The sequence below is a fragment of the Paraneptunicella aestuarii genome (assembly GCF_019900845.1).
In the GTDB taxonomy this organism is placed as follows: domain Bacteria; phylum Pseudomonadota; class Gammaproteobacteria; order Enterobacterales; family Alteromonadaceae; genus Paraneptunicella; species Paraneptunicella aestuarii.
Genome location: NZ_CP074570.1, coordinates 4444545 through 4464170, shown reverse-complemented (window position 1 = coordinate 4464170; position 19626 = coordinate 4444545). Strand labels below are relative to the sequence as shown.

Annotated in this window: 21 protein-coding genes; 12 read left to right on the top strand and 9 right to left on the bottom strand. The window is 43.2% G+C overall.

Annotated features, from left to right (window positions below; translation table 11 throughout):
• Positions 1–727: 727 nt before the first annotated feature.
• Both KIH87_RS17385 and KIH87_RS17380 read left to right on the top strand, forming a co-directional pair.
• Positions 728–1078: a hypothetical protein gene (locus tag KIH87_RS17385; RefSeq protein ID WP_232359121.1), complete on the top strand. Its 351-nt coding sequence runs from the start codon at positions 728–730 to the stop codon at positions 1076–1078.
• Positions 1079–1221: 143 nt separating this feature from the next.
• Positions 1222–1512, top strand: coding sequence for a hypothetical protein (locus KIH87_RS17380; RefSeq protein ID WP_232359120.1), 291 nt, complete (start codon positions 1222–1224; stop codon positions 1510–1512).
• A 176-nt stretch (positions 1513–1688) separates the two neighbouring features.
• On the opposite strand, the gene KIH87_RS17375 is transcribed toward KIH87_RS17380, so the two are convergent.
• Positions 1689–2246, bottom strand: coding sequence for a DUF1415 domain-containing protein (locus tag KIH87_RS17375; RefSeq protein ID WP_232359119.1), 558 nt, complete (start codon positions 2244–2246; stop codon positions 1689–1691).
• A 72-nt stretch (positions 2247–2318) separates the two neighbouring features.
• Between KIH87_RS17375 and KIH87_RS17370 the strand changes: the two genes are divergently transcribed.
• Positions 2319–3143: a hypothetical protein gene (locus KIH87_RS17370; RefSeq protein WP_232359118.1), complete on the top strand. Its 825-nt coding sequence runs from the start codon at positions 2319–2321 to the stop codon at positions 3141–3143.
• Here the strand turns inward: KIH87_RS17370 and KIH87_RS17365 are convergent.
• The 3 genes from KIH87_RS17365 to KIH87_RS17355 form a co-directional block, all read right to left on the bottom strand.
• Positions 3130–4209, bottom strand: coding sequence for a trypsin-like peptidase domain-containing protein (locus tag KIH87_RS17365; RefSeq protein WP_232359117.1), 1080 nt, complete (start codon positions 4207–4209; stop codon positions 3130–3132). The genes KIH87_RS17370 and KIH87_RS17365 overlap by 14 nt on opposite strands.
• Positions 4210–4426: 217 nt before the next feature.
• On the bottom strand, positions 4427–5797 hold the full coding sequence (locus KIH87_RS17360; protein ID WP_232359116.1) for a DegQ family serine endoprotease: 1371 nt from the start codon (positions 5795–5797) through the stop codon (positions 4427–4429).
• A gap of 222 nt (positions 5798–6019) precedes the next feature.
• Positions 6020–6463 (bottom strand): ZapG family protein, encoded by a 444-nt coding sequence (locus KIH87_RS17355; RefSeq protein WP_232359115.1) that lies wholly within the window; start codon positions 6461–6463, stop codon positions 6020–6022.
• 315 nt (positions 6464–6778) lie between these two features.
• Between KIH87_RS17355 and zapE the strand changes: the two genes are divergently transcribed.
• The 8 genes from zapE to KIH87_RS17315 all read left to right on the top strand — a co-directional run bounded on the left by zapE (position 6779) and on the right by KIH87_RS17315 (position 13387).
• Positions 6779–7876 carry a cell division protein ZapE gene (gene zapE, locus KIH87_RS17350; protein WP_269751499.1) on the top strand — a complete coding sequence of 366 codons (1098 nt, stop codon included), beginning with the start codon at positions 6779–6781 and terminating at the stop codon, positions 7874–7876.
• 298 nt (positions 7877–8174) lie between these two features.
• The gene (rplM, locus tag KIH87_RS17345) at positions 8175–8603 is read left to right on the top strand and encodes a 50S ribosomal protein L13 (protein ID WP_232359113.1); all 429 of its coding nucleotides are present in this window, start codon (positions 8175–8177) and stop codon (positions 8601–8603) included.
• Positions 8604–8616: 13 nt separating this feature from the next.
• Positions 8617–9009: a 30S ribosomal protein S9 gene (gene rpsI / locus KIH87_RS17340; RefSeq protein ID WP_232359112.1), complete on the top strand. Its 393-nt coding sequence runs from the start codon at positions 8617–8619 to the stop codon at positions 9007–9009.
• 512 nt (positions 9010–9521) lie between these two features.
• Positions 9522–10115, top strand: coding sequence for a ubiquinol-cytochrome c reductase iron-sulfur subunit (gene petA / locus KIH87_RS17335; protein ID WP_232359111.1), 594 nt, complete (start codon positions 9522–9524; stop codon positions 10113–10115).
• A 1-nt stretch (position 10116) separates the two neighbouring features.
• Positions 10117–11385 (top strand): cytochrome b, encoded by a 1269-nt coding sequence (locus KIH87_RS17330; protein WP_232359110.1) that lies wholly within the window; start codon positions 10117–10119, stop codon positions 11383–11385.
• A complete protein-coding gene (locus tag KIH87_RS17325) occupies positions 11382–12116 on the top strand; it encodes a cytochrome c1 (protein WP_232359109.1) in 735 nt (244 codons plus the stop codon). The genes KIH87_RS17330 and KIH87_RS17325 overlap by 4 nt, the downstream gene beginning before the upstream one ends.
• A gap of 143 nt (positions 12117–12259) precedes the next feature.
• On the top strand, positions 12260–12892 hold the full coding sequence (sspA, locus tag KIH87_RS17320; protein WP_232359108.1) for a stringent starvation protein SspA: 633 nt from the start codon (positions 12260–12262) through the stop codon (positions 12890–12892).
• A 9-nt stretch (positions 12893–12901) separates the two neighbouring features.
• Positions 12902–13387 carry a ClpXP protease specificity-enhancing factor gene (locus tag KIH87_RS17315; RefSeq protein WP_232359107.1) on the top strand — a complete coding sequence of 162 codons (486 nt, stop codon included), beginning with the start codon at positions 12902–12904 and terminating at the stop codon, positions 13385–13387.
• Positions 13388–13493: 106 nt separating this feature from the next.
• On the opposite strand, the gene KIH87_RS17310 is transcribed toward KIH87_RS17315, so the two are convergent.
• Genes KIH87_RS17310 through KIH87_RS17295 form a run of 4 tightly spaced genes read right to left on the bottom strand, consistent with a single transcriptional unit; the run spans position 13494 to position 16887 of the window.
• Positions 13494–14111: a BON domain-containing protein gene (locus tag KIH87_RS17310; RefSeq protein ID WP_232359106.1), complete on the bottom strand. Its 618-nt coding sequence runs from the start codon at positions 14109–14111 to the stop codon at positions 13494–13496.
• Position 14112: 1 nt separating this feature from the next.
• Positions 14113–14700, bottom strand: a complete 588-nt coding sequence (locus KIH87_RS17305) for a phosphoheptose isomerase (RefSeq protein WP_232359105.1) — start codon at positions 14698–14700, stop codon at positions 14113–14115.
• Positions 14701–14753: 53 nt separating this feature from the next.
• Positions 14754–15131: a YraN family protein gene (locus tag KIH87_RS17300; protein WP_232359104.1), complete on the bottom strand. Its 378-nt coding sequence runs from the start codon at positions 15129–15131 to the stop codon at positions 14754–14756.
• Entirely contained in the window at positions 15100–16887 is a 1788-nt protein-coding gene (locus KIH87_RS17295) for a penicillin-binding protein activator (protein WP_232359103.1), read from the bottom strand. Before KIH87_RS17295 ends, KIH87_RS17300 begins: the two co-directional genes overlap by 32 nt.
• Positions 16888–17230: 343 nt before the next feature.
• On the opposite strand from KIH87_RS17295, the gene rsmI reads away from it, so the two are divergent.
• Entirely contained in the window at positions 17231–18070 is an 840-nt protein-coding gene (rsmI, locus tag KIH87_RS17290; RefSeq protein ID WP_408635767.1) for a 16S rRNA (cytidine(1402)-2'-O)-methyltransferase, read from the top strand.
• 35 nt (positions 18071–18105) lie between these two features.
• On the opposite strand, the gene KIH87_RS17285 is transcribed toward rsmI, so the two are convergent.
• Positions 18106–19593 carry a hypothetical protein gene (locus KIH87_RS17285; RefSeq protein ID WP_232359101.1) on the bottom strand — a complete coding sequence of 496 codons (1488 nt, stop codon included), beginning with the start codon at positions 19591–19593 and terminating at the stop codon, positions 18106–18108.
• Between the last annotated feature and the right edge of the window lie 33 nt (positions 19594–19626).

Here is a 19626-nt window from a genome sequence, read left to right as displayed (position 1 = left end):
CTGCGCTACTGTTCCCCATGTCTTTACATCTCGGTGTCTATCATAAGGGCAAAGGAGTTCTATAAAAATACTTCTGGTTCTTTCCTTCTTACCCTTAAGTTCTTTCTCGTTAACTCATGATGTTGAGTTTGTCTCTTTCTTAAAAGGGAGTGACTCTTTCGATTTTCGCACTGGGGTATTTGAACGTTTAATTTGCAACAAAAATCAAAATAGTATTATCGCTTACGGAAGACGAACAACAGAACTTGTTAAGTTTAGCTCAATTGGATATACGGGGTGGCAATTCAGAGAATGATAAATTAACCCCATATATGGGGTTAAATTAGATAAAATATGCGTTAGTAGTTACCCACATGAAATTCATTATGGTAGCGGTATTGATAGTGTCAGAAAATATTGCGTCTCACATCTAAGTGATAGCGAAGCTTGGTTACAACGTTTTTTGTACGCTATTAAGGAAGTTCAAGATTTACTAAATTACTGTTCCAAATAATCAGTCACCTACAGAAAGTAGTGAGCAGACCCTCAGCCCTGCTTTGCACTTAATGAATCGGCGAAGCGGCTGTGGAGACTCCAGGGATGGATTCACGTCGAGTCTGCGATCAATTTCGGTAGGTGACTTACAGTTGTGCACACTTATTTAGAATCAAATTGCAGGTTTTACTAAACATTGCACATGGCAAGTTATTCAAAAGGGCGCAAAGCATAGTGTGTCTATGGAATCGATATGAAGTTGGTCGTTAGAATTGTAATCTCTATTCTTGTGGTAATGGTCGTTGCCTATTATGGCAGCGTATTTGTCATGCCTAGTGTTACCATAGTGAATAAATCAGGTAATGTCGTCGAGCAAGCTGAGGTCGCTTTACCAAATTCCAATTTGAACTTTGGCATGTTAGAAGATGGTGAGGTGAACACATTGCACTATTTTCTAAAACAAAGCGATGGTGTTTATAACTACCAATTCAAAAGTGAAAACTTAGTAATGCTTCGGGGTAGTTGTGGTTATGTTACTAATAATGAGATTCACAAAAGAGTAGTAATTACTCTTAATAAAAACAATGATGTGGTATGTGATTAGTCACATAACAAGCCAATTACGACGGGACAGTTAAAGTTTTTCTCAGTTCCGTTTCGCTACACAAGTTTAGCCAAACATCATCAGTCCCTTATTGGGGGGCAAAATGTCAAAACGAGTATGGAAGAAATAACATATAAACTCCCGTGGAAAAAATTCAGTTCGATTCTGAAATTCCCGGTGTGCAAAAGCAGGTAGAACTTGAAATAACAAAGGTACACCCTCTTTTTAGAAAGACGCCAATCGTAATAGGTCGCAGGATTGATAACGATGATGTGCTTACACGATTAAGCGATGGTTCTTATGCAAGTGTACATCTTGTTTGGGGCTCTGGACCAGAGGCTTTCCCTGAGGATTATCCCAGCTTTCAACTGTATAGTTCTCTTCAAGAGTTTCTTGCTGTAATGGATATTGATGCCGAAGATTATGAAGAATAAAACACTTAACAAGGCTGCCAAAAATTGCTTCACTTTGTAGCGTTGAACCTCATCAGGAGGACGTTTATGAGATACCAGAACTCCATTTTTAAACCCTTCTTGAAGGCGATGCTGCATCAGAATATCTAAATAGATCTTATACAAAGCCAAATTTTAATATTTTAACTGAAACCACTTTATTTTTTTTGGCATTGAACACACTGCTGTAAAAGCTGTTTCATGTGTGTAAGCCCTAACTTATTCATCAGCTTTATGTTTCGTTCTGGAATAGATTCCGGGTTGGTATATCCGGCTAGTGCTTTTTCCAAATCATCCTCTCGAATAATGTGCAGCATAGGATGGGGTGCGCGGTTGGTATAGTTTTCCACGTCGTTTGCCTCAGTACCTTCAAAGCTATATTCAGGGTGGAAGGTGGCTAGTTGATAAACACCTTCATAACCACATGCGTGCAAGACATCATTGGCTAAATCAACAAAATCCAGGTAGTCATCAAACTGACCTAATTCCTCTGGGTAAATAATTAAGCTTGTTGCTGTTTCTTTGTGAGTGTCCAGAAAATAAAACTCGTCTTTCAGGGCTTCCAATAAGGAAACAAAATCCATGCCGCGATAGGCTTGGTAGCGGATGGTGTTGTTGAGCACTTCGCGCCCGGCAAAAGGGCATAAGTTCAAATCGACGATGACGTTACTTACCCATTGCTGAGTTTGCGCAATAGCGATGTCTCTGTGATCCATAAATACTTTTATTGGTGTCGGGAAACGCCTATTGTAACCTAACTGGAGAAAAGTTTGCTTTTGAGAGGTGCCATGCAGAACAAAAGGATAAATCCACAACATACCTGGCTCGATGACGATGGTCACTACACGTCGGAATACTATTCTTTTGTTACCTTTTATCAGCATTTTATTGGTCAGGACAGCGAGCATCTTACCGCATCGGTTCCGCTAGAAATGATCTGCCGCAATAAGGGGGAAACCGATTGTAAAGGTGAACCCATATTTCAATTTTACACTCTCTATCGCCACGACATTGTTTGGGATGGCGACGCTGGGGAGGCGAATTCTCGCTGGAAGTCGGAGCGAGGTTGCGATATAGGGTTTCCTTTCGAAGTTACGGCTAGCTATATTCAATTTAAGGGCTGGTTGGGGCTCGATCCTTTTGAATGCAATAAAGACATGGCTTTGAGCGAAAATTGGGAAAACAATCACTTAACCGGCAAGTATTTCAATAATCAGGAAGATATCCCGGAGCTGCACAAAGCGAATCTCTTTTATAGCGGTTTGTTACATGGTGCAAACGGCGATTATGTGGCTTATCAGGACTTATTGCTCTGGATTGAGCAAATGAGTATGGTGAACGGCAAGAGCGTTAAGCCTCAGTTTGCAATTGGTTTCTTTGCTTTAGTGGATTTCGCTACCAATAGTCGAAAGCAAAAGCACAGCAAGGAGCTGGTGTTTTTTACCAATAACCAATTCGATGGATTAGGCGCTGAACTGATCGAGGCAGAGCAGTTTAGCTCTTATGGACTCTTTGTTTATCAAACAAAAAAGCTATGGTTAAATGCAGATTTTTGGGATTTGCTGAGAACGCTGTATTTGTGGAAGAACCAGAAAAATCCTACTGCTGGCTAATATGCAACTCGGTAATATTCACCGGTAACGTGAATATCTGGTCGTTTCGGCTGACTTCAAAATTCAAAATAGTGCCGGGCTTGGTTTCAGCCACCAGTTCTAGTGCGTGAGCTGCGCCTTCAATGCGAATGCCGTTGATCGAAAGTAAGACATCATTGGCTTCCAGTCCGGCTGCGTCTGCTGGGCCACCTGGAGTAATGTTCGTGATAGCTAATCCGGATTGGCCGGGAATATCATTGCCTGAAACACCTAAATAACCACGGATAACGCGTCCATTAGCAATGATTTGATCCATTACTTTTTTAGCTAATTTGTATGGAACAGCAAAGAAAACACCGGGAACATCTTTCACTCGGCGGCGGTTGTCCAGCGTTTTATAGTTGGCGTTGTTAATACCGATCAGATAGCCATTGCTATCAACCAAGGCGCCCCCTGAATTACCTTCGTTAAGTACCGCGTCGGTTTGAATGAAGTTGGCGTAACCTGCGACGTTGTTGGTGATGCGAGCTCTACCCGTTGCACCAACAATACCTTGTGTGATGGTTTGCCCCAGATTGTATGGGTTGCCAATCGCTAACACCAAATCACCCACTTGAGTGTGAGGATCTTCTGTTTGCGGGATCACTGGCGCATTTTCTGCGGAGATTTTTAGCACTGCCAAATCGGTTAGCCAGTCGTGTCCGACTAACTGAGCTTCGTAAAACTGTCCGTCATTAAGTACGACACCGATGTAGTCAGCATCGTTAATAACGTGCAAGCAGGTCAGAATGTGTCCGTGTTCTGTCATGATCACGCCAGAACCCAGGCTGGTTCGCTCGGTTGGGCGTCGATTATAAAGCAGGGAACGGGTGTCGTAGCTAAAACTATAAATATTGACCACAGAAGGGCCGGCATTATTGATGGCGCTACTAAAGCTGATTTTGTCTACATTGTAACGCTGCTCTTTTGACCAGGGAACTGACCAGCCGTCACCCGAGCGTAATTTGGGCATGAGCAATAACAGCAAGCCTGAAACGATCAAGCCCAGTAGGACGGATTTAATGAGGAAAGCTAGCCAATTCTGCAAAGTTAAGTCGCTTTATTGTTCTATTGTTGGTCTATTGTGGATCGACATCGTTCTCTGGATCTGGGACGCGAGAATAACATTGAATGAGGTATCAGAATAGCCTATGAGGCTACAATTCGCGACATGTAAGAGGATTTTTGTGAAAGAGTTCAAATAGATGGAGTGAATATGGTTGAGAAATAGTGGCTCCGGTTTGAAACCGGAGCCAGATATTGGATTAGCGAATGACCAGGTAAAGTGAAGAACGACCACGTTTAACGTTTAGTGCGATAACGCCTCGTTCGTTGTCATCCAGAGCTCGGCGTAACTCGGCGACGTTTGTCACGCGTTTACGGTTTACACCAATAATGACGTCACCTTCCTGCAATCCTAAGCGATCTGCATTAGAGCGACGAGTCAACTCGGTGATCGCAACGCCTTGCTCATTGTTTTCGGTTTCACCGTCTGCCAATGTCGCCCCGTCGAGTGCAGGATGAATTTCTTCTGCTGAGATATTTCGAGCAGTGAAGTCATCCAGTGTAACGCTGATGTCTTTGCGTTTACCTTCACGCAATACTTTCAATTTGACTTCGGTTCCTGCACCTAAAGTACCGATTTTAGCGCGTAATTCATTGAAGCTTTCAATGTTTTTACCGTTTAGCTCGATGATGATGTCGCCTGGTTCAATTCCGCCTTTGGCGGCAGCCGAGTCTTCGGCTACTTCGCGGACGAAAGCACCCTGATTCACATCAAGCCCCATGGCTTCAGCCAATCCTGCATCCACATTTTGACCGGTAATACCTAGCAAACCTCTGCGCACTTCACCGTATTTGATGATTTGATCGACCAGGCTTTTCATCATGTTGGCTGGAATGGCAAAACCGATACCGACGTTACCGCCGTTGGGGCCAATAATCGCAGTGTTGATGCCGACTAATTCACCTTTCAGGTTTACCAGCGCGCCACCAGAGTTACCACGGTTAATGGCTGCGTCGGTTTGGATATAATCTTCATACAGGTTAATGCCACCGGCGGTTGAACGGCCTAAAGCACTGACGATACCGGAAGTTACGGTTTTACCGATACCGAATGGATTACCGATAGCGACAACGAAGTCACCAACGCGTAATTTATCAGAATCAGCTAATGGAACTTCTTTAAGGTTATTGGGTTCGACTTTCAACAGTGCAATGTCGCTGTCTTTGTCTTCACCAATCTTTTTCGCTTCAACTTCGCGCCCATCACCCAAAGAAACAATAATTTCATCAGCGTTGTCGACTACGTGAGCGTTGGTGACGATATAACCTTCTTTAGCGTCAATAATGACACCGCTTCCCAAGCCTTTAAAAGGCTGTTCCTGAACTTGCTCTTTGGGCGCATTCGGGCCGTAAAAATACCTGAAAAGATCAGGTATCTGTTGCCTTATTTTGTGCTTACCTTCAACGGAAATGCTGACAATTGCCGGTGTCGTTTTTTCCAACATTGGAGCTAACGTCGGAACTTCATCATTATTGAGAAAAGGAAGTGCTGCCTGAGCAGGGGAAACCATTGCCAAGCCACTGACTAAAACTGCAGCGTAGACTGCAGTACAGGAAACTATTTTTTTCATTTGCAGTTTTTCTCCGTTTTTAAAATAGGGCGTGTTGATCTTTCATTGATAAATTTTGCTCTAAATATACGGATTTAGATTGTGATGCAGCCTTACTGGCTTAGTGAGCTAAGTCAAAAGGCTGCAACAATGAGTCAATTCCATACGGGTTGCTGCAAAATTATCTGTGAAAGATCAACACGCCCTTCAAGTGACTCCAATTTGGGGGCAAAGTTCCGGTCATCAAGAACCCGTTTTTTTTCGTTCAGATTCAGTTTTGGAAGAGCCAAACAAACCTGAATTGCCTTGAGAGTAATCGGGAGGCTGAAAACCGATGTCTTGAGAGGTGGTTTTGACCTCTTTTTGCTTGCTGCGTAAAAAGGTGGTGGCCTGATCACTGAAAAAGGGTAGTGAATCCCCGTCTTTCATGCCTTTGGTTTGAATAATGATGTCTTCGTAAGCATCCATTTGAGCTTGTAATGCATTACTTTGACGCTGAATTTCTTCTAACATTTTACGTGAATGAGATACGTGTATAAGCGCTTGTTCCGTGAGCAATTCTCGTTCAGATTGTTCGGTATGAGATTTGGTTTTTGCCTTTCCGGATTGTGTAAGAAAGTATTTCGCAACGAAAAAACCAACAATTGCCCCAACGACTACTAATAATATACCAACGAGCCAGTCCATATTTGTTCCTCTTAAACCAGTTTGACTACAACTTATGAAACTCCCTAGATGGCTGCTGAGCGTCTAAAATGATCAACAGTCACTGTGGTTCATAAAGTATAGCGGCTATTATCAGCATTATCTGAGAAGTGTTAAGCAGTTTCTTGTTACCAGTGATGATATTTATTCATGTATTTGCAGGAAAAATAAGCTCGTTCCGGGTTCACTTATTTCGGCGGCGCTCTATAATGCCTCTCCTGTCGATTTGTACCCCGGGGCTCACCCTGGTGAATGGGTATTTTCATCAATTTTATGTTTGGGGAAATTATGTCAGCCATGACGCCGTTGCAGAAATATAAGCAGGATTTGCAGCGCGATGATTTTCAATATGACGCCGCACAAGAAAATGCGGTGATCGAGTTGCAACGTTTATACGACGAACTGACACAACCCCTTTCATCTTCTTCCTGGCGCGACAAATTAAAAGGTGCGCTTGGAAAAAAAGTCACTAAGCCTGTTATTAAAGGCTTGTATTTTTGGGGTGGGGTTGGTCGAGGTAAGACCTATCTGGTCGATACTTTTTACGATTGCTTGCCCATCGAAAGAAAGATGCGGGTTCATTTCCATCGTTTTATGCATCGAGTGCATGAAGAGATGAAAGTGCTCTCTGGTGAGTCGGATCCTCTTAAGATAGTCGCGAAACGCTTCGCATCAGAAGCGGAGGTGATTTGCTTTGACGAGTTCTTTGTCTCAGATATAACTGACGCGATGATTTTAGGTACGTTGTTTGAGCTATTGTTCTCGCACGGTATTGTGCTGGTGGCGACATCCAATATTATTCCTGATGAACTATATCGTAACGGTTTGCAGCGCGCTCGCTTCCTGCCCGCAATTGCTTTGCTTAATGCCCATACCAAAGTGGTGAATGTCGATAGTGGTGTCGATTATCGTTTGCGAACTTTGGAGCAAGCGGAGATTTACCATTACCCACTGGATGAACAGGCAACCGCTAATTTATATGACTATTTTTCCAAATTAGCGCCAGAAGCGTGTGAACAAAAGCAACCCCTGGAAATTTTAGGGCGTGTTATTCAAACCATGAGTAATGCAGATGGCGTTGTGATGTTCGAGTTTGATGCATTATGTGGTGGCCCTCGTAGTCAAAATGATTACATGGAAATTAGCCGCTATTATCATTCGGTATTGCTGGCGAATGTGACCCAAATGAGCGCGCGAGTTGACGATAAGGCTCGACGCTTTATTGCCATGGTCGATGAATTCTATGAGCGCAATGTGAAGTTGATCATCGCCGCAGAGGTGCCCATTGATGAGCTATACACTCAAGGCCAATTAAGCTTTGAGTTTAAACGTTGCATTAGTCGCTTAAAGGAAATGCAATCTCACGAGTATCTGGCTCGAGAACATTTACCCTGATTGACGCTATATCCATTTTATTTCTTCTTTATTTTTAAAGACTTATCTGTATTTTCTACGCACAGCGAAAAATTGTTTATTTTTTCGCTGTTTTTTCCGCTTTTTGCATAGATAGGGGGTGCTTTTTACCTCAGAATCTGTATAATTCGCGCCCTGCCCAGTTACGGCTACAGGGAAAGTGCGTACAAATCAGGTTACTCGAAGGGGTGGCATAACTGATCATTAGGCGTCTCCAATTCGGATTGATGCCGGGTTGAGATAATAGACGAACGTCTGAATTTATTTGGGTAATGTTAAGATGAAAACATTTGTAGCTAAACCTGAAACGGTAAAACGTGAATGGTTTGTTATTGACGCAACTGATAAAACTTTGGGTCGCTTGGCGACTGAAGCAGCGCGTCGTTTACGTGGTAAGCACAAGCCAGAATACACTCCTCACGTTGACACTGGTGATTACATCATCGTTGTAAACGCAGAGAAAGTCACTGTGACTGGTAACAAAGCACAAGACAAGATGTATTACTCTCACACTGGTTATCCAGGTGGCTTGAAAGAAGTTAACTTCGAGAAGTTACAAGCGCATAAGCCTGAGATGATCATTGAGAAAGCGGTTAAAGGTATGTTGCCTAAAGGCCCTCTTGGTCGTGCAATGTTCCGTAAGCTGAAAGTTTACGCAGGTGGAGAGCACAGTCATGCTGCTCAACAACCTCAAGTTTTGGACATTTAAGGAGCACTGATCGATGGCTGATAATCAATATTACGGTACTGGTCGCCGCAAAAGTTCTACAGCTCGTGTTTTCTTGCGTCCAGGCACAGGTAACATCACTGTAAACAAACGCTCTTTGGAAGAGTTCTTTGGTCGTGAAACTGCACGTATGATCGTTCGTCAACCTCTAGAGTTGGTTGAATTGACAGAAAAGTTTGACTTGTACATCACTGTAACTGGTGGTGGTATTAGCGGTCAGGCTGGTGCAATTCGTCACGGCATTACTCGTGCGTTGATGGAATATGATGAAGCTTTGCGTCCAGCACTTCGTCAAGCTGGCTTTGTTACTCGTGACGCTCGTCGCGTTGAACGTAAGAAAGTTGGTCTTCATAAAGCACGTAAGAAGCCTCAATTCTCCAAGCGTTAATTCGTTTGTTGTCAATTGTCAAAAACCCGGACTTGTTCCGGGTTTTTTGTTTTTCTGGGTCGAAAAAGCACAGTATTGGTCGTTATTTTCTACGATAAGAAAAATGTCATCAATTCTTGAAATAATGTCCGGTTAAATTAATGCTCAATGTCTTTGGATAGGCTCTTTGCAGCTAAATAGTGCAAAATCCGATCAATATTAGTGCTTTTCATCAGGAATCCCTTGTGTTTCATGAGGGTTTTCTTTTATCATGCAGCCCGGGTAAAAACCGGAACAATATTTGTTACAGAGTCAGGAATTCACCCGTAGTTAGTCAAGGTTTTTGATTTATTGGTTTTTTGCTAGTAAGGATACCGGTTTGTAGCGCTATTGGTGCGTTTACATAAAAACACAGAAAGATGTGGTTCCAATAGTAAGCCGCTGGCGGGTTGTAGTCCGTATGCTTGGTATTCCTGAATACATTCGTATCAAATGAAAATAACTCTCTAAATCCAACCTTTGGGGAAAATTGGATGAGCAACGCGCCTGTAGATAATAGTCGGCGACGCTTCCTTACCGTAGCAACCTCGGTTGTGGGCGGTGTCGGAGTGATTGGAGCCGCTGTACCGTTTGTCGCTTCATGGAATCCCAGTGCCCGAGCTAAAGCAGCCGGCGCGGATGTTGAAGTAGATATTAGTAAACTTGAACCTGGTCAAATGATGCGTGTGGAATGGCGTTCGAAGCCAGTCTGGATCGTACGCAGAACACAAGAAATTCTTGCTGCGTTGGCCAATCATGAAGACCAACTTAGAGATCCTGCCTCTGACGTAGAGCAGCAACCTACATTTGCCAAGAACAGATATCGTTCTTTGAAAGAAGAATATCTGGTGTTGGTTGGTGTATGTACTCACTTGGGATGTTCTCCTCAGCACTTAAAAGATGGTGCATTTTCTGAGTACGTTGAAGGTGTGCCGGAAGGCTTCTTCTGCCCTTGTCACGGTTCCAAGTTCGATATGGCTGGACGTGTATTCCAAAGCGTTCCTGCTCCTACCAATTTGGTTGTTCCACCGTATTACTACATTGATGACAACCGAATCCTGATCGGTAAAGAAGGGGAGGTTGCCTAACATGTGGAAAAATCTTCTTGATTGGATTGAATATCGCATTCCAATGATGCGCGTTGCTAACATGCACGCTATTCAGTATCCAGCACCGAAAAACATGAACTTCTGGTATGTCTTCGGTTTCCTGGCAACTATCGTTTTAATCAATCAGATTGTTACTGGTATCTGGTTGACGATGAGCTTTGAACCTTCAGCTGAACGTGCTTTTGCTTCTGTTGAATACATTATGCGTGACGTAGAGTACGGTTGGTTACTTCGTTACATGCATTCGACCGGTGCTTCTGCTTTCTTCATCGTTGTGTATATGCATATGTTCCGCGGCATGATCTACGGTTCATATCAGAAACCAAGAGAGCTGCTGTGGTTGTTCGGTATGTTCATTTATCTGGCACTAATGGCTGAAGCCTTCATGGGTTACGTATTGCCTTGGGGTCAAATGTCATACTGGGGTGCTCAGGTAATCGTATCTCTGTTTGGTGCTATTCCTGTTATTGGACCAGATTTGGTTGAGTGGATTCAGGGTGACTATGTTATCTCTGGTGCCACATTGAACCGTTTCTTCGCATTACACGTTATTGCCTTACCTTTGGTGCTGGTTATTTTGGTGTTCTTGCATATCGTAGCGTTGCACGAAGTAGGTTCAAATAACCCTGATGGTATTGAAGTTAAGCGTCCAAAAGGTTCTGTTCCTGAAGATCAGCAAACCAAATTTGCCATGCATGAATACTACACCAAGAAATACGACATTATTGATGACGTAGTGCCTTTCTTCCCTCACATCGTGATGAAAGATATGGTGGCGTTCTGTTTCTTCCTGGCAGCATTTGCTTACGTGATGTTCTTTAATCCAGAAATGGGTGGTTACTTCCTTGAACATCCTAACTTTGAAATTGCTAACCCATTGAAGACTCCTGAGCACATCTTCCCTGTATGGTACTTCACACCTTTCTACGCGATTTTGAAAGCTGTACCTGACAAGTTGTTTGGTGTTATTGCGATGTTTGCAGCAATTATTGCCTTGTTCTTGTTACCCTGGATTGATCGTGGTCGTGTTCGTTCATGGCGTTATCGTTCAGGTTTGCACAGATGGAACCTGTTAATTTTCGCTGGTGTGTTTATCTTCCTGGGTTATTTGGGTGGTACTCCTCAAGCTAACTGGAAGATTGTTGCTTCTCAAATTTTGACAATCATGTATTTCGGCTTCTTCGGATTGCTTTGGTTGTACAGCAAAAATGAAGCGACCAAGCCATTACCAGAGAGGATCACCAAATGAAAAAACTATTAGCATTAGTTTGTTTGCTTGTTCCCGGCCTGGTATTTGCTGCCGGCAGTAATTACCCGCTGGATCACGCAGACTATGATTTAACGGATAAGGAATCACTACAAAGTGGTGCTCGTACGTTCATGAACTACTGTCTGGGCTGCCACCAAATGCAGTATCAGCGTTATCAACGTACATTTGCTGACTTGGGAATTCCTGACGAATTAGGTCAAGAGTACTTGCAGTTTACAGGTGAAAAAGTTTTCGATCATATGGAAAGCGCTATCCCTGAAAAGCAAGCTGCCAAGTGGTTCGGTGCGCCTCCTCCTGATTTGACGCTGGTTGCCCGTGTACGTGGTGCTGATTGGCTTTATACCTATTTGCGTACCTTCTATGTTGATGAGTCAAAAACTTTTGGCGTTAACAACAAGGTATTTCCTGACGTAGGTATGCCTCACGTATTGCAAGAATTGCAAGGCGTTCCTCGTATGACGAATGAAATGCAAATGGTTGATGGCGAAATGGTCGAGCGTTATGTTGGCATCAAGTCTGATGGTTCAGGTGAATTGAGTGCCAGTGAATACGACAAGGTGGTATTGGATCTTGTTAACTTCCTGGTATACACAGGTGAACCGATTGCGCTTGAGCGTCAAGCTATTGGTAAGAACGTTCTGATCTTCGTTTTAGTGTTGTTTGTCTTTGTTTTCTTACTGAAAAAAGAATATTGGCGAGACGTTCACTAATTTTGCTGAATATCTGTTAAAATACTGGGGGCGCACTATCGCCCCCTTTTGTTTTGTACATTATCTGATTTAAGTTTGATAGCTAAGTGATGTTGTCTTGCTGTTAGACTGCTGACAATCGAGAGAATATCGGAGGAGTTTTAATGGCTGTTGCCACAAATAAGCGATCGATTATGACATTGTTTTCAGGAACATTGGACATATACAGCCACCAGGTTCGCATCGTACTTGCTGAAAAAGGTGTTGGAGTAGAGATTAATTACACCGAGCCAAATAATCTGCCTGAAGATCTCTTTGAAGTAAATCCGTATGGCACTATTCCTACATTGGTTGATCGTGAACTCGTGCTCTATCAATCTAATATTATTATGGAATATTTGGACGAGCGTTTTCCTCATCCTCCACTAATGCCCGTTTACCCGGTTTCTCGTGGTCAAAGTCGTTTGATGATGCACCGCATTGAAACTGACTGGTACACACTGGCACACCAAATTTTGGCAGGTGATGGTGATGTGGAATCTGCGCGTAATGATTTGCGTGAGCAAATTTTGGCTTTGGCTCCGTTGTTTAATGAGCAACCATTCTTTATGAGCGAAGAATTTAGTCTGGTTGATTGTTATCTGGCTCCATTATTGTGGAGATTACCGGCATTAAACATTGAGTTGTCAGGTAATGGAAGCCGTGAGATTAAGGCTTACATGAACCGCGTATTCGAAAGAGATTCGTTCAGGGCGTCATTGACCGATCAGGAACGTGAAATCCATAACCCTCTTTAGGATAAGAATATGACACCCAATCAACCTTATTTGCTTAGAGCTTACTACGAATGGATTGTTGATAATGATCTTACCCCTCACTTGGCTGTTGACGCCGAAGTTGAAGGTGTTGAGGTGCCAAGAGAACATGTGAAAGATGGTCAAATTGTTCTTAATGTATCACCAACCGCGTGTGTCGATATGCAAATGGGGAATGAATGGATCATGTTCAATGCTCGCTTTTCTGGTGTATCGAGAAGGCTGGTTATTCCTTGTAAAGCGGTGTTGGCTATTTTTGCCAGAGAAAATGGTGCTGGCACTATTTTCATGCAACAGGATGGGCAATCTGCTGAACAGGGAGAGATGGAGGCCGAGGCTGTGGCTCAGGAGAAATCTCCAGTGTCTCAGGGGCTGAAAAGTGTTGATGGTAGGGAAGAAGTTGAAAGCGAAGGCAATCATTCTGCTGAACCACCTAAACCGCCAAAAGGACGTCCATCCCTTAAAGTCGTAAAGTAGAGCATCTACGGATACTGAACAGTGATATGCAAATAGCACTGTTCAAAAAAAGCCCGCGAAGTCAGCAATAAACCTCGCGGGCTTTTTTATATTTAATATGAGTCTGTTACAGGATTTCAAACACGTTGATGACCTTTACCACACCATCAATATTTCGTGTTATTTCGATAGCTTTGTCGGCTTGCGTTTGTGTAACCAAGCCCATCAAAAACACCTCGGAATCTTCCACTGCTACGTCAATTTTCAGGAAGTCGACTTCTTTGTCTGACAGCAAATTGGCGCGAACTTTTGATGCTAACCAAACGTCGTAGGCTTTTGTCGTCGCAGCTGTTGGAGAACCAATTCTTATCTGGTTGTGGATCTTGCGGATATTCGGAACGGTTGCAGCTGCCTGTTCGGCTTTGATGCGCAAGTTGCCATTAGGAGTCTGACCTAGTAATAACACGGTTCCGTTATACACATGAACACTAATGTTCGAGTTTTCCTTTAGCTCTTCAACTTTGCTGATTGCATTCTCAATTTTTGCATCAGTCGTGGCATCGTCAATTTGAGTGCCAATGGTGCGCTTGTCTTCACTCATGGTGACCGCGCTAACACCAACACCTCCAACAACTAAAGCTGCACAACCTGAAAGCAACGAAGAAGCCAAAAGAGTAATGGGTAAAACCAGCCCAATTCCTTTTATCCTGTTAGTGAGAGTATTTCCTTTATCTGGTCGAGGCATGTTATGCACCTTCTGGAAACAGGCTATCGTCAATGACTTCACAAAGGTTATGGATAACCAGCAAGTGAACTTCCTGAATTCTTGCGGTACGGCTTGAAGGAACCCGGATTTCCACATCTTCTGTACCTAAAAGACCTGCCATCTCACCGCCATCCTTACCTGTTAGCGCAACAATACGCATATCGCGGCTAACGGCGGCTTCCATAGCTTTAATCACGTTGCGAGAATTACCACTGGTTGAAATCGCCAGCAGGATGTCACCAGGTTGTCCTAATGCTCTCACTTGCTTGGAGAAAATTTCGTCGTAACTATAGTCATTAGCAATGGAGGTCACAGTTGATGAATCCGTTGATAGTGCCATTGCGGGTAGACTAGGGCGCTCACGTTCGTAGCGGTTTAGTAATTCGGAAGAAAAGTGCTGCGCATCACCGGCTGAACCACCGTTACCGCAACTTAATATCTTGTTTCCGTTTATTAGTGCTTCTACCATCATTTGACCGCCTTTAGCGATCACTTCGGGAAGCACCTCACTTGCTGCAATTTTGGTTTGAATGCTTTCGGTAAAATTGGCTTTAATCTGTTCAATCATAATGAGTCAGTATGTTTCGTTAGTTTCTTTTAATCGATATCCTATTCACGGCTTCAGACTGCTTTAAGCCATTGGATCTGATTATCGTCTATGGCGACCAGATCAATACGCATTGCTGTTGTTGCATGGTTTAATCTGACCGCTTTTAAATAGTGCAAAATGGCGCGCTGTACTTTTTTCCGCTTTTGTTCAGTGAAATACTCAGCGGCATAACCATATTGCTTTTGTTTTCGGTATTTGACCTCAACAAATATTAATTGTTCATTGTCGCGCATTATCAGGTCGATTTCTCCGCCCCGGCAGCGATAATTTCTTTCTATTAAGACTAATCCTTGTTCCAACAAATATTGGCAGGCTTTGTCTTCGGCGCTCGCCCCAATCAAATGAGAAAAACGGCGCTTAATTCCCTGAAAGTTTGACCACTTTGTCATCCCTGATTTGTCCCCATGGCAGTATTCTCCTTAATTGCTGCTGGTTATCCATGTATATTTCCCCGGTTAACCCGGTAAATCGGTACTGGGGGAGTTGTTGCAATGGCTTTAAATGTTCAATGACATTAAAAGCATCATAACCCATTGCAAACAAACGTAAATTGGTGTCTTGATGTTTTGGCCAAAGCGAGATGTACAACTTGTGTAACGAGTCGTAGTCGTGATCTGGCAACATCCAGGGCATATCAATAAAACGTAAATTGCGAAGATCTCGCATACTGTTCAGACTTTTTTGCGTACTGTAACTGCGAGATGAAGCAAATACAGGAAGAATATCGGCAAATGGACTGATACTTGATTCAATAATCGGGTTAATTAGTTCCGTTTGAGGGGCGTTGGCAAATATCACAACGGCATCTGCGTCACGTCGGTTGCGCTCAAAAGAATGTAACTCTTTTACCAGCAACGATTCTATTTCTTTGATTCTGGCTTTGCTGTCGGCTACATCGAGCAATGCGCTGATTCGATCGCGCATGTTCTGATTATTGTTAAAGGTAATCGACTCGACTTTATTCATTCCTAAATTTGTCCAGGTACGAACAAAGGCTTGTGACATCCTTTCAGCGGCCTGGTTTTCAGCCTGTATAAGTAAAGGTTTGGTTAACCCTGATTCAAATAAGTGCCTCGCCATTTGTGATGCTTCGTCTTCTGGAGACAAGGAAAAAAAGTAGTGCTCTGAGGATTCAACAAGCCCAGCTTCCAGAGATTCATTAACATAATTCAATGCTAGTGATGGGGACTGAATATAAGGAGAAAATTTGGCAATGTTTTCTTTTAATAATGGCCCTAATACAAAGTCTAATTCTGCGAATTGCTCGGTCAACAAGAGGTTATTATTGTTGCTGTCGATAAAAACGAGCTCGGGTAATGGTCTTGGATTTGCCGTTTGAGATTGACGTTGCTGTTCGTTGAAATAGGCTGCGAGAATACCCTCTTTCACTGCTAACCCCTGATTCTCCAGTTTTCCTGACAAGGGCAGGATCACTCCCATTTTTCCGGGACGAAAAATCCGGGTTGTAAGTGAATGAATCAGTGAGTCTGGTAGTTGTTGCGCCAGTTTGTGCCATGAGTGTCTCGCTTGCCACTCTTGTACTGCCATTTGCAGTTTATCTGGCTGAGTAGCATAGAGTCTTTGCATCAACAATAGCTGTAATGTTGGCTGTAACAATGTCGATTTTTGACTTTTAAGTTGTAGCTCTGTTAGTGATAACTTATCCAGCAATGACCAGATTTGCAGTGAAATTTGACCGTCTTCATCAGGTAATTGAGCTAAGGTTTGAGCAGCTTGCCACCATTGCTTATGTTGATTATGCAGGCTGGCTTGCAAGATTATTTTTCGCTGCATGAAAGCTGCGCTATTGGTGACTTCTGATAATGAACGTTCGGCTTGTTCATAGTCTTCTAAAGAAAAAGCGCACTCGGCATCAATCAGATAAGCTTCGGAGCGATTTTCTCCGCTCAGTTTAGGTGCAATAAGGGATGTAATAACCTGACTTTTAGGGCAGGAAACCGATTGGAACTCTATGGCTGCCTTCAGCAAGTATTCCAGACGTTGAATGCCAGAATATTGCTCGGATAACTCAACATAATCATTGGCAGTGAATGGTTTAGGTTGCTGAATCTCTTGTGTTTTTCCGGGCTGTTCTTGTCGTGGAGAAGTTGTGCGTGAAGGACTACTACAAGAGGACAGTAACATAAACAGGCACAGAATCAGCAGGCAAAGCAGGGCAGGGTATCTCGCCGGAAATCCGATGCTTCTCAAATTGTTGCGTTGAGCGTGATTGGCTGTCTGTTCGAGACTTGTCATATATCCAGAAATAATATTATTCCGCAATCTTGATAGAGAATGCTCATTGAGCTTTCGTATCATACCTTACATTGAGCGATTATCACCGTTGTTTGTGTAACATTCTGCGGTGTTTGTGTCATTGTTCTGCATTTATGTGCAAATTTGGCGCTAAAAATCAGTTTTTGCAACAATACCTACACGGCAAGTGCGCGCTTAGTTTAAAATGCGCCAGTTTAGAACTCAATAAGGGATGCATCCTGTGTCGTTAGGCAAGCTTTTCATCGTAGCAACTCCGATCGGTAATCTTGAAGATATTACTTATCGAGCGATATCGACATTACAACAGGTAGATGTGGTTGCGGCAGAAGACACTCGTCATAGTCAGAAATTGCTACAGCACTATGCCATTTCAACTCCGATGATGTCTCTGCATGATCACAATGAGAAGCAACGCGCCAGCCATCTCATTGAGAAGCTAAAATCGGGCGCTTCTATTGCGTTAATCTCAGATGCCGGTACGCCGTTGATTAGCGACCCTGGGTATCATTTGGTGAATCTGTGCCGTCAGGAAGGTATAGACGTTGTTCCTATTCCCGGCGCAAGTGCTGTCATTACCGCCATGTGTGCCAGCGGATTGGCGACTGATCAGTTTAGTTTCAGGGGTTTTTTACCTGTTAAACAAGTGGCGAAACAACAAGCGTTGGAAGTCTTGGCGGATGAAATCGCCACCTGTGTTTTCTATGAGTCCCCAAGACGAGTGGAAGATACGTTAACTGTGATTCGAGATTTGTATCCTGATCGGCACATTGTTATCGCGAAAGAGCTTACCAAACAGTATGAGACATTTGTTTCTGGTACGGCTCAGGATGGACTAGATTGGTTAGCCGAGGATCCCGCTCACAGCAAGGGCGAGTTTGTTTTGTTGATTGCTGGAGCTGACAAGGGCGAGCAGGATATTCCTGCGGAAGCCTTGTCTTTGTTGACGGTGTTGGCGGAAGAAATGCCATTGAAGAAAGCGGCGGCTGTTGTCGCCAAGCACTATGATTTGAAGAAGAACCAGTTATACCAGATTGGTTTATCAATGAAGTAAATTGAAGTGTAAGGCGTTGCCTATGAAGCAACGCCTTAGTTTTTCACTCTTTCACTGGCTTTGTTCCATATGTTCTGGAACTTTGAATAGGAAAAATATTCGTATGGGAACCAGCATTTGGGGATCAAATCCAGATGTTTACGTTGTTCATAGTTAGACCATAACTTACGTAAGATTTCTTCCAAACGTTCCTCGCTCATCTTTTCCAGCTTTTTACGCGCGACATTGAAGTACAAATTGTTCTCTTTACTAACGATTACATTCACACCAAAGGCATTAAAGGTCAGGTTTCGAGTGGCAACCCGGCATTCGGGCACTTCAATATTTTCCGGGAACAAGCCAACAACAATGGCATATTCATAACGATCCAGATCCTGACGATCTGAATCTTTTGGAATATAAGTGACGCCATAACCTTGTGGGAATACGCCGGTAATGGTGATCAGCGCGTCGGATACCGCCTTGCTATAAGCGCCGACTTCTGCGCCTTTATCCATGACCAATTTCACTCTTGGCAGGTGTTCGTAGGCGTAGTTATTCTTGGTCGACATCACAACTGAGCAATATACCTGCGGTACTTTCAGCAAGTTACCAATGCCTTGTTCCGGGTTAATAGCACTCTTTAACAGGATACGGGTGAATTTCAGCTTTTCCTGTTCTTCCTTATAGAAGATGTCTCTATCTTCCTTAGAGTTACCTTTGTAAGTGTCAATGCCAACGCCAAAGGTGACATAGCGTAAGGCTTGCTGATAGCTGACCTTCAATAATTGAGTACGTTCGTCTTTGTCTAATGCTCTGAATTCATCAAGCTTGCCGTCTGGCCCCTTTAATATAAGCTGGGCGTCCGGATGGTAATGCCCTACATCTTGAAATAGAGATGCAATAATTAATGGAATTTGAACATCGGTTCTAAAGGGCGAATGTTCTGGCTTGGACTGGTCTTTACTACTTTTCCAGATTTGATGTTCCTGATATTTCTGTAATACAAAGGTGTTGGTAATGAGTTTCTTTTCCAGCAGATAGTCTAGTAGCTTCAAACACAGGGCGGTTTTATATAAATGCTTGGTTCGCTGGTTCGCTTGCGCTATACCGTTGCCTTCAATGGGAGAGATAAGTTGCAAGGTTCCAAGCATTTTAGCTGTATTGTTATTGGCCTCTTCTTGCGTTTCACCATCCAATAAATCGAGAATTTCATTAGAGATTTTGACGACATGGTTGTATCTATGCTGGCGCTTCTTCTCTTGCTCTTGCTTTAGGCTTTGATGCATCTTGTTAGCTTTATCAAGCTGGCCTTCCAGACTTTTGGCTTTTTTTGCATCTGAATTGTTCGCCAGAGCGCTGTTTGATTCCTGAATATTCTGTTCAGCGAAAGCCAGTTGTTTTTCTACTTCAATCTGTTCCCGGAAGTAAATTATGGCTTGCTCATATAGAGAGTCTTGAACGGGTGTTTGATCATGTATCCGCTTAACGAGACTTTTTATTGCTTTAGAAAAAATCGAATCTTCTATTTTACCGTGAAGCATCTATGCGACCTTAAATTTATCTGGATTGCAGTT